Below are 13050 nucleotides of genomic sequence, written 5' to 3' on the forward strand. Positions count from 1 at the left end.
GAGAGTCACACGCCACATTCCGGCAAGGCGGTCTGTGTTGATGGTGACCATTCGGCGAGCAAGCACACTGTCCGACGTGAGGGCGCGGCGATTCCTGCCGCCATTCCGGGCATCGAGCCCCCTCTCACCTCTGCCGTAACCCGGCGTCAGCGCAGCTGATCTGCGCCTTTCACCCCACCACCAGGTCATTCCCACATCCCTGGCCGGTCGTGAACCCGGGAATGCGGTGTCGCCTGCCCGAAACCCACGGCCGGTGCTCTCCCGTACGGAGGTAACGCCCCGTGTCCGCCCTCAATCCGGTCGAGTCGCCGTCGGCGAAACGGCCGTGGCTGGTTCTCTGCGTCCTGTGCACCGGCTTCTTCATGTCGCTGCTGGACGGGACCATCGTCAACATCGCCATCCCCACCCTGATCACCGACCTCCACACCTCGTACGACGAGGTGCTCTGGATCGTCGACGCCTACCTGCTCGTCTTCTCGGTGCTGCTGGTCACCACCGGGCGGCTCGGGGACCGCTTCGGATACAGACGGCTCTTCCTGATCGGCATCTCGGCCTTCACGGTCGCATCCGCTCTCTGCGGCCTCTCGGACTCGCCGGGACAGCTGCTCGCCGCGCGAGTGCTGCAGGGCGTCGGCGGAGCGATGCTCTTCCCCCAGGTGATCGCGTCGATTCTGGCGATCTTCCCGCCGCGGCAGCGCGGACGCGCATTCGGGGTCTTCGGGGCGATCGCCGGCTTCGCGCCGATTGTCGGCCCGATCGGTGGCGGCTTCATCCTGGCGCACCTCGGCCGGCGCTGGATCTTCTTCATCAACGTGCCCATCGGCGTGCTCACCGCGCTCCTGGCCCTGGCGTTCGTCCCCGCCCTGCGTCCGGCACGCACGCACAAGCTCGACCTCGTGGGGGTGGCGCTGGCCACGGCGGGGCTCAGCGGCATCGTCTTCGGGCTGATCGAGGGCGAGCGCTACGACTGGGGAACGATCACCGGGCCGATCGGCATCACGTCGATCCTCCTTGCCGGCGCCCTGCTCCTGGTGCTGTTCGTCGTCTGGCAGCGCGTCCAGCGCGGCGAACCGCTGGTGCCGTTGGAGCTCTTCACCTCCGGCCGCGGCTTCCCGGCCGGCAACGCGATCGGGTTCGTCTTCCAGTTGGGCATGATCGGCATCTCCCTGGTGCTGGTCGTCTATCTGCAGACGGCACGGGGGTACTCGCCGCTGCAGACGGGGCTGGTCCTGCTGCCCAACGCCGTTCTCACCGCGATCGGCTCGGCCCTCGCCGGCCGATTGTCCGACAAGATCGGCGGCAGGCTCGTCCTCCTGGCAGGTCTCGCCACGCTCGCGCTCGGCCTGGGGGTCCTCGTCGTGACGGCGCGCGCGGACTCCAGCGCGTGGCAGCTCCTCCCCGGGCTGCTGATCATCGGACTGGCCGGCGGCGCGACCTTCGTACCGCTGCAACACGTCACCCTGGAAGGCGTCGATCCGCGCCTGGCAGGCGCCGCGTCCGGGGTTTCCGGCACCACCCGGCAGGTCGGCGGTGTGCTCGGCACCGCCGTCCTGGGCGCCGTCCTGTCCACGTCCCTGAGCTCGGCCCTCCGGCATGAGGCAGAGGAGCGGGCCGGGCGGCTGCCCGCGGGGCTGCGCTCGCAGTTCGTCGAGGCCACGATGGCCGGAGGGCACCAGTTCAGCCCTCCGGCGGCGCCGCGCGGGTTGCCTCCTGTGGACACCGCCCTTTTCGTGCGGGCCGGCCATGAGGCGTTCACGGCCGGGTACGTGTCCGCGATGCACGTGACACTGCTCGCCTCGACCGCGCTGCTCGTCCTGGCCGCCCTGTTGTGCTTCACGCTCCGAAAGCCTTGACGGGGTGAGGAAGGAACGGCGTCACCCACCTGCACGGCCTTGTGGCCTCGACCACAGCATCGCCGATGGATCCCGCTAGGTGGCCGAGGTCAACGGCTGGATCGCAATCGTGCCGACGCATCATGACGGAGAGCGCGGACTCCAGCGCGTGGCAGCTCCCCAGGCTGCCGATCATCGGCCTCGCGGGCGGTGGCCGACGGCGACGGCGTCAGGCGACGCCGGGCGCGGGGGTCAGCGAGGCTTGGTGGTTACCGTGGAGGGATCCGGCGCTGTGACCGACACCTTGCTGCCCCACTTCGTGTAACGGGTGTTCACCGTGCTGGTGTAGCTCTCTCCGTCCTCCGCCATCGTGTACGTGGACGTCACCCTGCTGACCAGACCCGACGATGACAGCGTGAGGGTGTAGGAGATCTTCAGGCCATCGTGTTCTTTACCGATCTTCGCGGCGGAGACCCAGGCCGACACGGCCTTGAGCTCCTTCAAGGTGACCGAGCCGGAGACGGAGTTTCCCGTGGTCTTCCCGTTCTTGAGCAGTGTGGCCAGGGTGTTGGGCTCGGCCGGGTTGATGAACTGCGACCACGAGTCGGGCATGCCGTAGTTCTTGCTCTTGTACCAGGTCTTGCCCTCGGGCAGGAGGCGGCTGATCTGGTCGCCCGAATAGTAGCCGGTCTTGCCGATGGCGATGACGCGCTCATACTCGTCACCGTCCTTCGCCGTGATGTCGAACGCGGCGATCTCCTTCCTGCCGAACTGGAAGACGCCCTTGATGTCGCGGGCGCCCCGCTCGTCGGTGCCGTCCGTCCACGTGACGTCGCCGGTGAACCGCACCCCGTGCCCGGCGGCGACCGTCGCCTTCAGCACGCCGACCGGGTCCTTGGGGGCCGCCTGTGCCGGCGCGGCGGCCACCGTCAGCATGGCGAACACCACTGTTGATAAGATCCTCTTCTTCATACAGGCGATCATGCCGGAGACGGACGACAACCTGGAGCCCAAGGTCGTGTGCTCCCGCAAATCGTTATCCGGCTGAGGCGGTTGCCGTAGGCGCCTCAGCCCCAGGATGACGCGACCGGACCGGAAAGCCGCGCGCGACGTTCAGGTGGTCATGCCCGTGAACCAGCATGCGTTGTGGGCGTCTCGTGATCATGGCCGGCAGAGGAGGTTGTCATGAGTCACCCACCGAGGTGGGGCGAGCCGAGCCCGGACTGTCACGGTGGTCTGGCCGTGATCGAGAGCAGTGTCCTGCTCTCATGAGCTCGCGGACGGCAGTCAGCCGCCCGGTGGTACCGGGACGATTACGGGTGCTCTGCGGCGTCGCGGCCGTCGTGCTGCTCGCCGTGCTGCTCGGCGGGGAGGAAGGCCCCCATGTGCCTTACCGGCCGCCTTACGACATCAGCTGCCCCGCGTGGACCGAACTGCACCGTGGGTTCGACGACACACGGACAGAGGATCGCGAGCGTGCCTTCCTGTGCCTGGTGCGGGACGCGGGCGGGCCGATGTTCCCTGATGACAAGTCCGACCAGGCCCTCCTGGCGTCCGGCAGGACATTGTGCGCCCAACCGGGGTGGAGGAGAGCCGACGAATGGCTGCGCAGCGGGGACCGGACAATCAACCTGCACGGTCTGGACAGCGCACTGGTGTTCTTGTGCCCCGACGTCATCGGAGGCCCGGATCTGATGCCCTCGGACGAACAGATGGTCAAGGAGGAGGCCGACTACGTCGCCGCGAGCAACGCCGCCTGCCGTGACCCGTGGCCCAAGACACGGGCCCGCAAGCAGGGGACTGCCGCGTACTTCACGTCCGAAGGCGGCGGCTATCACCTCGCCGACGACGCCGATCCGGACAACGAGGACAGAGCCGAGCGAGACCAAGACGGGTTACTCACGAGCGAGAAGACCGGCGTGGGCATCGAAACGATCACAGAGATGAACGTCTGCGTGACCGTCAAGGCTTTCGACAAGGCTCCGCCGCTGCGGCTCAAAGGCTGGCAGGAAGTGGCCGAAGTGGGGGTCACCAGCCGCAGCGGCCGTCTGATGGTGCCGGCCATGCAGCCGGGCGGCGGGGAGGGGGCCGGGCGGGCCCTGCCCAATCTGGCGGTCAAAGGGCCGGGGCACTACCGGGTGCGGGTCTACGCGCGGGGCGACGAGGACGCCGTCACCATGCTGCCCTCCGAGTGGCATCTGATCGTGGTCTATCCCGGACGGTCCAAGAAGGAGGTCGTCTATCGGTCTCGTGGGTGACAGGGCTGATGCCGCGACCGGGCCGACATGCGGAGATCGCTCTTCGCGCAAGATCATTCTCATCGCCGATGGCCTCGGGACCGGCATCACCTGGTCAGGCGGCCCAGCAGCCGGTCGGCCTGGGGGCCGAAGGTGGCGTCCCCGGTGTCCCGCGCCCGCTCCAGGTACCGTACAGCCTGGTCGGTGTCGCCGTCCTGGCGTTCGAGGTAGCGGCGCGACAGCCGCTCTCCGAGGTCCGCGACGTCGCCGTCGTCCACTTCCGGCCGGACTTCGGATGGGAGCACCCGCTACGCCTGCCTGACTGGACGACCGAGGCTGCGACGGACCCGGTCCGCCGCGGCTCGTCACGTGCTCGGCCGAGCCGTACTCCCCCTGCGCGCCCAGCACCAGAGCCTGTCGAATGTCCGTACCATCGCCGTCGACGGCGAATGGCCGGGGAGCGTGCCCCGGCCAATTGCGCTTGCGCGGTCGCGGTGGGCAGGCCGACGAAGATCATTCCGACGACCGCCAGCACTGTCAGGAGCTTCGGTGCGCCTCTTATTGAGGCTCTCCCCCGGCTTCGACCAGGCAACCCTGGGAGCGAAGACGGTCGGATGGTCTTGTTGATCACGGATTCTCCTCCATGGATCGGGGTGCCTTCGTGGCCTGCTCCGACTGTGGCCCCGGGCGGTGGGCCGGCGACATTCCGGATGTTAGGGATTGACAGCGCAGGTCACGGTGTGCGGGTCGCGTGCCCGCCCATGGCAGGAGCGACTTTCGCCGTCCACGGGACAGGACCGGAACGGAAGAAGAACGGAAGAGCGGTCTCGTAGTGTCCTCCGATGTCGGCCGCTCCAGGGGGAAAGCCGATCGCCGCCGACCGGCGCCTCGTGACGGGGCAACGCGCCGGAGTACGCCTCGGCTGGTCGCTGCGGCTTAGGGTGCGGTCGAATCGGGGGCAAGATTGAGAACACGCGTGCCTGGCACCGCCATGCTGGTCGTCGGGGGCCCTGCTGTGCTCGCCGCCGCCCTGGGGCTGTGGCGGATCGACGAACCCTCCTACTGGGCCGACGAAGGGGTGTCGGTGGCGATCGCCGGCCGTCCGCTGGCCGATCTGCCCACCATTTTGGCCCACATGGATCGGGTGCACGGTCTCTACTACGTGCTGCTCCATTGTGTCTCTGCGGTGGCGGGCACGGGTGAGATCGCGATGCGTCTTCCGTCCGCATGCGCCACCGTCGCGGCGACGGCCGTACTGGCCGCGCTCGGCCGTCGGCTGGTCTCCTCCGCGACGGGCCTGTTCGCCGGGCTGATCTACGCGCTGCTGCCCGTCGTCAGCCGGTACGCGCAGGAGGCCCGGCAGTACGCGTTGGTCACCGCGCTGATGATCGGCCTCACCTATCTCCTCGTCGTCACGATCGACGCGATGCGGGACGGCCGCCACCGGTGGCGGCCGTGGGCGGCGTACACGATCATGCTGGCGGTCGCCGGATGGCTGCACCTGTACGCGCTGTTCATCCTGCCCGCCCACGCGGTCATCCTGCTGTCGGCACGAGCACGGGCCACCCCATGGCGGTGCTGGATCCTCTCGGCCGGAAGCGCGGGCGTGCTGGTGGCACCTCTGGCCGTGGCGGCCCTCGGCCAGTTCGCGCTGGTGTCCTGGATTCCCGTACCGGATCTCGGCACCGTCCGGTATCTGGGACGGCTCGTCTTCGGGGGAAACCCTGTGGCGATCGTGACCGTCCTCGCTCTCGCCGTCGCGGGGCTGTTGTGGCGGCGGCGCGACGGCTTGCCGGCGCGGTCGGCGATCGGCAGCGGCAGGACCCGGCCGACGACGCCAACCAGCGTGCCGGGTTCGGGGCCGTCGAGGGTGGCGACGCTCGAGGTCGCGAACCTCGACGTCGCGGTGATGCCGCGCGGGCAGATCCGGCTGAGCGTGCGGACGGTGGCCCTGCCGTGGCTGCTGGTTCCCAGCGGGCTTATGATCGTCGTCTCGCTGATCGGTCCACCCATCTTCTACCCGCGTTACGTGCTGCACAGTGTCGCGGCCCTGGCCCTGGCGGCCGGCGCGGGCCTTTCCTCCACCGTCTCCTGGGCGGCCGGCCGGATGCCCGCCGCCCGGCTGGTGATCCCATCGGCGGCGCTGGCCGTGCTCGCCGCGTTCACCGGCCCGGCCCAGGTGGCCATCCGGCAGCCGCTCAGCAGGCCGGACAACCTCCGAGAGCTGGCCCACACCCTGCGGGACAACGCCCGGCCGGGCGACGCCGTGCTGTACGTCCCCGCCGGGAACTGGATGTCCACGCTGCCCTATCCGGACTCCGTCGCCCGGCTCGACACGCGGAGTCTGAACGCTGACGGGTTCTTCGGCGAGCTGTCGCCCGACCAATTACACCGAGCCGCTGGGCCTCTTTCTCGCATCTGGGTGGTGGAGGGCAAGACGAGCTACGGCAACGGCGCGCGGATGCGCGATGATCCCCGATTCCGGCGTACCGCCTACTGGTCATTCCGCACCAGGCAACTGTCCCTGTACGAACGCCTGCCACCCCGCGGGAATAGATGATCGGGGCGTCGATCCTGCCCGACCTGGATGGTGCCCCAAGACAAGCGTGCCACCGACTTCTGAACGTCTGCACCTGAATGCGAACGTCCTGGTCAGCGCGTCGGCTCAGCCCGCGTCGTCCGCCGCGAAGCTGACGTCCGTCGTGTCGACGGTGCACGCGCGGCGGCCGGGCGCGCGGTGCCAGCGCCAGTAGAGGTTGGTGTGCGAGATCACCTGGTCCGGCGGCGGCGCGCCGTACTCGCTGAGGTCCTCCGTCGTGTGCGCGTCGGCGACCAGCGTCACGTCGTACCGGCGGACGAAGGCCCCGTGGAGGGTCGAGCGGATGCACTCGTCGGTCTGGGCGCCCGCGACGACGAGCCGGCCCACCCCGCGCTCGGCGAGCACCGCCTCCAGCTCGGTGTCCTCGAACGCGTCGGCGTAGCTCTTGTGGACGAGCGGCTCCGCATCGCGGCAGGCCAGCTCCGGCACGTACTGCCAGGGCTCGCTGTCTCGCGGGAGACGGTCGTCGGAGTGCTGCACCCACACGACGGGCACGCCCTCCGCGCGGGCCTTGCCGATCAGGGTCTCGATGTTCGCGATCACGCCGTCGCGGTCGTGGGCGCCGGCCATCACACCGGTCTGCACGTCGAGAACGAGCAGCGCGGTGTGCGGACGATCGGGCAGAGTCGTCATGGATCCCTCCTGCTTCCTGCTCAGCCTGCCTGGCGCAGATCGAGCTCCAGCAGCCGCGCGCGTACGGCGGCCCGCCGGGCGTCACGGCGGGTGAGCCGGAGGACCTGAGCCATGCCGCGAGCCTAGACCGCGGCACCGACACTGAACGGCCCTATGCTCCGCCCTCCCCCTCCGCGTCCTGGGAGCCGGCGCCGGACAGCTCGAGCGGCGTCGAGCAGGCGGTGCAGCGCGGCGGTACAGTCGCCGGGCGGAGCGGAGCTCGGATGGGTGCGCCAGGCCTCGTCGATGATCGCGGCGACGGTCATACGCGGGCTGAGCGACGACCGCGGATCCTGGAAGACCGTCTGCGCGGCGGGTTGCTGCGACGTTCGTGCCGCACGCCTCCTCCGGCGGGGACAACCACATCGACGTGGCGAGCTGTCCGTTCCAGATCCCGCTGGGCGCGCTGCTGCCCGTGCGCGTGCGCGATGTGCTGGCCGCCGGGAAGGACCCCGGCACCACGCACATCACGAACGGCCGCTACCGCCTGCGCCCGGTGGAGTGGAACACCGGCGAGGCGGCCGGCGCCCTGGCGGCGCACCGCCTGCGGTACGGGCTCGAGCCGGCGCAGGTGCACGAGGACGCCGCCGCGCTCGAACGGTTCCGGGCCGAGCTGGTCGCCGACGGGTTCGAGCCGGCCCGGCCCCAGGTGCGAGGGTACTGAGCCGCCTCACCGGAGGGTTGCGGTGAAGGTGCGGCCGTGGGCGTGGCGGATCGTGGCCTGGACCAGGGTGCCGCCCGGCACGCGCCGTACCGTCACCCCTTCGTCGGCCGTGTCGAGGCGGAGAGGCGCGCCGTGCAGGACGACGCTGACGCGGTCGCGTCGCATCGTCGGGTCGGACAGGGCGACGGTCGTGCGCTCGCCGTACCGGACGATGACCGAGGCGGGGCCGTCGACGAGCAGGCGCTCCACCGGGCGGGGGCCGTCGGCGAACACGTTGGCGGCGACGATCCCGAGGGTCCTGTGCTTGATCGCCTGCACGTGCCGGTCGTTGGCCAGCACGGTGAGCGGGCCGTGCGTGTAGCCGCGCAGGCGGGCCTCGGTCGCGTTCGGGACCAGGGCGTAGGCGAGTGCGGTGAGGTGGCCGGTGGCGGGGTGGTTGATCGAGGCGGTGAAGACGTTCTTGGTCACGCCGGCGGCGGGGTTGGACGTGCGCACCACCTGGCGGCTGCGGGTCACCGTCTCCAGCCCGGCCGCGACGGGCTGCCGGGTGAGAAAGGCGTAGCCGATCGCGGTACGGCGGGTGCCGTTGGCGTAGCGCAGCCAGCGCGGCGGCGTGGTGCCGCCCGCCTGCCAGGCCCCGCCGTCCCAGCTCTCGCCGGTGAGCGCGACCGCGTCGCCGGGAGCGGCGATGCGGCTGTCCACGGTGGTCACCGCGTCGCGGCCGCCCTGGCCTGAGACGTTCGCGGCCAGCACCACGATCTCGTCGTCGAGCATGAACCAGGACTTGGTCGCGCGGGCGTTGCGATAGACGACGAAGTCGTCGGGCAGGGTGCCCGCCTGCTTGGCGGTGTAGGCGGCGTCGTCGGACTGGACCATGCCGGCCGCGCCGTACGCGCCGAGCGTCGCGCCGCCGGAGAAGGCGTTCCCGGCGCGGGGGAAGTACACGTAGGTGTTCTGGGACTCCGAGGAGGAGGTGAAGTTGAGCGGGTGTCCCGGGTTCTCGTACCAGAGGCGGCCGTACAGCTCGGGCACCGTGCGCCGCTCCTCCACCGGCGCGGTGATCCCGGCCAGCCGGTACGGCGAGACGGCCGTGTAGTAGTCGACGCCGAAGACCTCCCGCTGGTCCTCGCCCGCGAGGTACAGGTAGTACGCGCCGTCGCCCTGGAACCAGGGCATGAGGTTCTCGCCGCTCATGTACTCGTACTTGCTGATCCGGTCCGAACTGCGCGCCAGGGCGAAGGCGTAGCCGGGACGCCGGTGGACGGTCCGGTCCATGGCGTTGAACGCCACGCAGCGCTCCGGCGGGTTCAGGTCGGCGGCCGGGATGGCGGAGTCGGCGCGGATGGCCGCGTAGCGGGCGACGCTGACCGGGGAGACGAAGGATGAGGTGTCGGCGGCCGGCAGGAACTTGACGTACTTCTTCAGGGCCAGAGCGCCGGCGCCCTCGACGTGGTCGGCCAGGTCGGCGACGGCCTCCACGATCACTCCGACGTCGGCGTACCCGGTGGTGGGGCGCGAGACCGCCCGCCCCTTGACGATCTCCATCATCCACCCCTCGAAGATCAGCGGGGCGAAGCCGTCGGCGACCCAGCGGTACACCACAGCGGCCAGGTCCTCGGAGGCGCCGCCGCTCGTGGCGCCCTCGAGCGTCTTGAGGGTCTGTACGACGCGGGTGAGCAGGGCCTTGCCGTACGAGCCCGTGTAGGCGACCGAGTGGTGCTGGATGAAGGAGCCGTCGCGGTAGTAGCCGTCGGTGTTGCCGTGCTGGAGGTTGTAGGGGTCGATCGTGGCGAAGACGGTGGCCTGGTCGGAGATGGCCTTGCCGACGCGGGCGTCGTCGCCGGTGAGCGCGCCCTGCACGATCCGGTTGGCGGTGATGTCGGCCAGGTTCGCCCCGGTGTGGAAGCGCGAGTCGAGGTCGACGTCGCCGTCCTTGCCGCTGCGCAGGTAGGCGTCCATCGAGGCGAGGTACGTCGCCGTCAGGTCGGGCCGTTCGTCCCGCACCCGTTCGGCCAGCAGGGCCAGCGTCCTGCTCACGTGGGTGGGGATGCCGATCTCCCAGTTGTGCCAGTTGCCGTAGTAGCCCGCCGCCTGGTCACCGAAGTAACGCTCGTGCAGCCACCCCAGACCGTCGATGACCCGCCGCTGGGCGGCGGCGTCGCCCTCCAGCGCGCTGCCCGGCGTGCGGGTCGCGAGCGCGATCTCGTACAGGTACTGGTAGGCCAGCCGCAGGTTGACGTCGTCGGTGCCGAGCTTCAGGCCGGAGAACAGCTCGCCGTCGCCCGCCTTGTCCATGGCGGCCAGCCGCTGCCTGGCGGCGCCGAGGATCGCCGCGAGCTTGGCGGCGACCTCGGGCCGGGCGTTGACGTCGGGGGTCCCCGCTAACATCGCCACGGTGTTGGCGATCAGCCGCGCGTGATCGATCCCCGCCGCGGCACGTACGGGGGCGGCCGCGGCGAGCAGGCCGGCGGCGGGGATCAAGGAGAGAACCTGGCGACGGGACATGTGCGGCACGGCGAACTCCAGGCCGTTGGGGGGATATGCCGGGCTCACCCTACATGATCCATTTTTGTCGGCCTAGAAAGCGCGCGCGTGGTCAGTTCTTGAGTACCTCCACCCAGTAGCGGCCGTCGTCGTCACGGTGGGCACCGTGGATGTCGGTGGCCAGGTCGGGGAAGGCCCGGTCGAAGTCCTCCAGAGCCCGCAGGTAGGTCATCAGCGGGCCGTCGTGCGGGCCGGTCGCCTCGCCGGGCATCAGCATGGGGATGCCCGGCGGGGTGACCACCACCGTGGCCGCGGCGACCCGCCCCGGCAACCCGGTCAGCGGGACGCGCTCGGTGCGGGCCCGGATCATGGCCTGGTAGCAGTCGGCGGGGGTGGACACCGGCTCGGGCAGCGTGGTGAAGACCTGGTCGAGCAGCTTCCCGACCTCGGAGTCACGCAGCCTCTCGTGGGCCAGCGTGCAGAACTTCTGCAACGAGATCGCGGGCGGCCCGAAGCCGGGCAGCACCTCCGCCAGGGGCAGGTCGTCGTCGTAGGCGTTCTTGAAGTCGGTGAGCGCGTCGATCAGCGTGCCCCACTTGCCCTTGGTGATCCCCATGGAGAACAGCACCAGCAACGTGTGGTCGCCGGTCTTCTCCACCACGATGCCGCGCCGCTCCAGGTAGGCGGCCACGACGCGGGCCGGGATGCCCCAGTCGAGCGTGCCCGTGGCGGCGTCGGCGCCCGGGCAGGTGATCGTCACCTTGACCGGGTCGAGCAGGCAGTAGCCCTCGGACATCCCGTCGAACCCGTGCCACGCGGCCCCCGCCTCCAGCGTCCAGCACCGGGGCTCAGCACACAGCAGTGCCGGGTCGGCGTCGGCGAACGAGACGGTCTGGCCGGTGCGCGGGTCGATGACCGCAGGAGGCTGCCAGACGCCGAAGAACCAGCCGGGCCGCCGGCCGTCCTCGCGGATGCGGGTGGCCAGGCGCACCATCGCCTGCCGGAACCGGACCGCCTCGACGATCGCCTCCCCGGTGAGGAACGGCCCCGACGGGCCGTCCATCATCGCCGCCGCGACGTCCAGCGAGGCGATCATCGGGTAGAGCGGCGACGTCGAGGCGTGCATGAGATAGGTCTCGTTGAACGCGTCGTAGTCGACCGGCGCCCGCTCCGCGGGGCGGACGTGCAGCATCGCCGCCTGCGACAGCGCGGCCAGCAGCTTGTGGGTCGACTGGGTGGCGAACACGGTGGGGCGATCGGGGCCGGGCAGCGTGCGCTCGTCGATCGCCATGCCATACCGGCCGGCGTAGAGCGGGTGGAACCGGGCGTAGGCGAACCACGCCTCGTCGAAGTGCACCCGCGGCACGCTGGCGCCCAGCAGCTCGCCGACCCGCACCGCGTCGTAGCACACCCCGTCGTACGTGGAATTCGTGATCACCGCGTACGACGGCCCACCCGTGGCGAGCAGATGAGCGGACACCCGCTCACGGACCGCCTCCGCCTCCAGCGTGGCCGGCGGGACCGGGCCCGCCAGCCCGAGCCCGTTGCGCTCCGGCACCAGGTAGACCGGGCGGGCGCCGCTGATGGCCAGCGCGTGCTGGATCGACTTGTGGCAGTTGCGGTCCACCAGGACGGTGTCGTCGCGGGCGATCGCGTGGTGGCCGACGATGCGGTTGGCGGTGGAGTTGCCGTTGACCACGAAGAACGTGCGGTCCGCGCCGAAGACCCGGGCGGCGTTGCGCTCGGCCTCCCCGATGGGGCCGGTGTGGTCGAGCGGCGATCCGAGCTCGGTGACGGAGATGGACAGGTCGGTGCGCAGCAGGCGTTCGCCGTAGAAGTCGAAGAACGCCCGCCCCACCGGCGACTTGAGGAACGCCACGCCTCCGGCGTGCGCCGGCGTGTGCCAGGAGTAGCGGTGGTGGTCCTCAAGTCGCCGCAGCGCGCCGAAGAACGGCGGGAGGATCTTCTCGGCGTACTGGTCGGCCGCGTAGGCGATGCGCCCCGCGATGAAGCGGGGGGTGTCCTCCAGCGGGAAGACGTAGCCCTGGATGACCTCGTAGACCCAGAGCGGGAGCTCCTGCTCCTGGGTCATCAGGAAGACGGGCAGGCCGCGGAACCTCCTGGCCACCGCGCCCAGCAGCTCCTCGGCCCCCGGCGCCTCCCACGCCGCGAGGACCGCCGTCAGCGACGCGTCCGACCCGACCACCGCCAGGGCGTCCTCGGCCCGATGGGTCCAGCGCACCTGGAGCCCGAGCTCGTCCATCGCCGCGCACACGCGGCGGAGCTGCTCGGCGAGCGCCGAATCGGCGTCGGGGCGTTCGGTGACGGCGGCCAGAACCGTTCGTTCCATGCGGCACTCCATGATCGGGGGAAGGGACGGGTGGTCCTATCGCGATGGTAACGGTGTGCGGCTGAATGACAACCCAACGTGATGATGTGCCCCATGGAGCTATGTGCGTACTCCCCCTGCTGACCCCGTGCTACGGGGGTGGCTGCGAACGGCGACGTCCCCGCGCAGCGAGCCCGAACACGTCCGTCACCCGCTCCGCCAGGTCGTCCTCC

General features: G+C 70.4%; 9 protein-coding genes. 4 read left to right on the forward strand and 5 right to left on the reverse strand.

The window, feature by feature from the left end; genetic code table 11:
- The first annotated feature begins 281 nt into the window (after nt 1-281).
- The gene (locus ABD830_RS00195; RefSeq protein WP_344984128.1) at nt 282-1853 is read left to right on the forward strand and encodes a DHA2 family efflux MFS transporter permease subunit; all 1572 of its coding nucleotides are present in this window, start codon (nt 282-284) and stop codon (nt 1851-1853) included.
- 231 nt (nt 1854-2084) lie between these two features.
- Here the strand turns inward: ABD830_RS00195 and ABD830_RS00200 are convergent, their stop codons facing one another.
- On the reverse strand, nt 2085-2804 hold the full coding sequence (locus ABD830_RS00200) for a hypothetical protein (protein ID WP_344984130.1): 720 nt from the start codon (nt 2802-2804) through the stop codon (nt 2085-2087).
- 347 nt (nt 2805-3151) lie between these two features.
- Between ABD830_RS00200 and ABD830_RS00205 the strand changes: the two genes are divergently transcribed.
- A complete protein-coding gene (locus tag ABD830_RS00205; protein WP_344984131.1) occupies nt 3152-4090 on the forward strand; it encodes a hypothetical protein in 939 nt (312 codons plus the stop codon).
- Between the two features lie 86 nt (nt 4091-4176).
- Here ABD830_RS00205 and ABD830_RS00210 read toward each other — a convergent pair whose 3' ends face one another.
- Entirely contained in the window at nt 4177-4374 is a 198-nt protein-coding gene (locus tag ABD830_RS00210; protein WP_344984132.1) for a hypothetical protein, read from the reverse strand.
- A gap of 671 nt (nt 4375-5045) precedes the next feature.
- Here ABD830_RS00210 and ABD830_RS00215 point away from each other — a divergent pair.
- Entirely contained in the window at nt 5046-6629 is a 1584-nt protein-coding gene (locus tag ABD830_RS00215) for a glycosyltransferase family 39 protein (RefSeq protein WP_344984133.1), read from the forward strand.
- Nucleotides 6630-6734: 105 nt separating this feature from the next.
- On the opposite strand, the gene ABD830_RS00220 is transcribed toward ABD830_RS00215, so the two are convergent.
- The gene (locus ABD830_RS00220; RefSeq protein ID WP_344984134.1) at nt 6735-7301 is read right to left on the reverse strand and encodes an isochorismatase family protein; all 567 of its coding nucleotides are present in this window, start codon (nt 7299-7301) and stop codon (nt 6735-6737) included.
- Nucleotides 7302-7671: 370 nt separating this feature from the next.
- On the opposite strand from ABD830_RS00220, the gene ABD830_RS00225 reads away from it, so the two are divergent.
- On the forward strand, nt 7672-8004 hold the full coding sequence (locus tag ABD830_RS00225) for an FAD-dependent oxidoreductase (protein WP_344984135.1): 333 nt from the start codon (nt 7672-7674) through the stop codon (nt 8002-8004).
- A 6-nt stretch (nt 8005-8010) separates the two neighbouring features.
- Here ABD830_RS00225 and ABD830_RS00230 read toward each other — a convergent pair whose 3' ends face one another.
- Nucleotides 8011-10557: a polysaccharide lyase family 8 super-sandwich domain-containing protein gene (locus ABD830_RS00230; protein ID WP_344984136.1), complete on the reverse strand. Its 2547-nt coding sequence runs from the start codon at nt 10555-10557 to the stop codon at nt 8011-8013.
- A 43-nt stretch (nt 10558-10600) separates the two neighbouring features.
- Entirely contained in the window at nt 10601-12838 is a 2238-nt protein-coding gene (locus ABD830_RS00235) for an Orn/Lys/Arg family decarboxylase (protein WP_344984137.1), read from the reverse strand.
- Nucleotides 12839-13050 lie beyond the last annotated feature (212 nt).

Source organism: Nonomuraea helvata, assembly GCF_039535785.1.
Taxonomy (GTDB): Bacteria; Actinomycetota; Actinomycetes; order Streptosporangiales; family Streptosporangiaceae; genus Nonomuraea; species Nonomuraea helvata.

Excerpts from the sequence above, each read along its gene's own strand:
- ABD830_RS00200 (WP_344984130.1), bottom strand. The coding sequence starts at position 2,804 with ATGAAGAAGAGGATCTTATCAACAGTGGTGTTCGCCATGCTGACGGTG.
- ABD830_RS00220 (WP_344984134.1), bottom strand. The coding sequence starts at position 7,301 with ATGACGACTCTGCCCGATCGTCCGCACACCGCGCTGCTCGTTCTCGAC.
- ABD830_RS00235 (WP_344984137.1), bottom strand. The coding sequence starts at position 12,838 with ATGGAACGAACGGTTCTGGCCGCCGTCACCGAACGCCCCGACGCCGAT.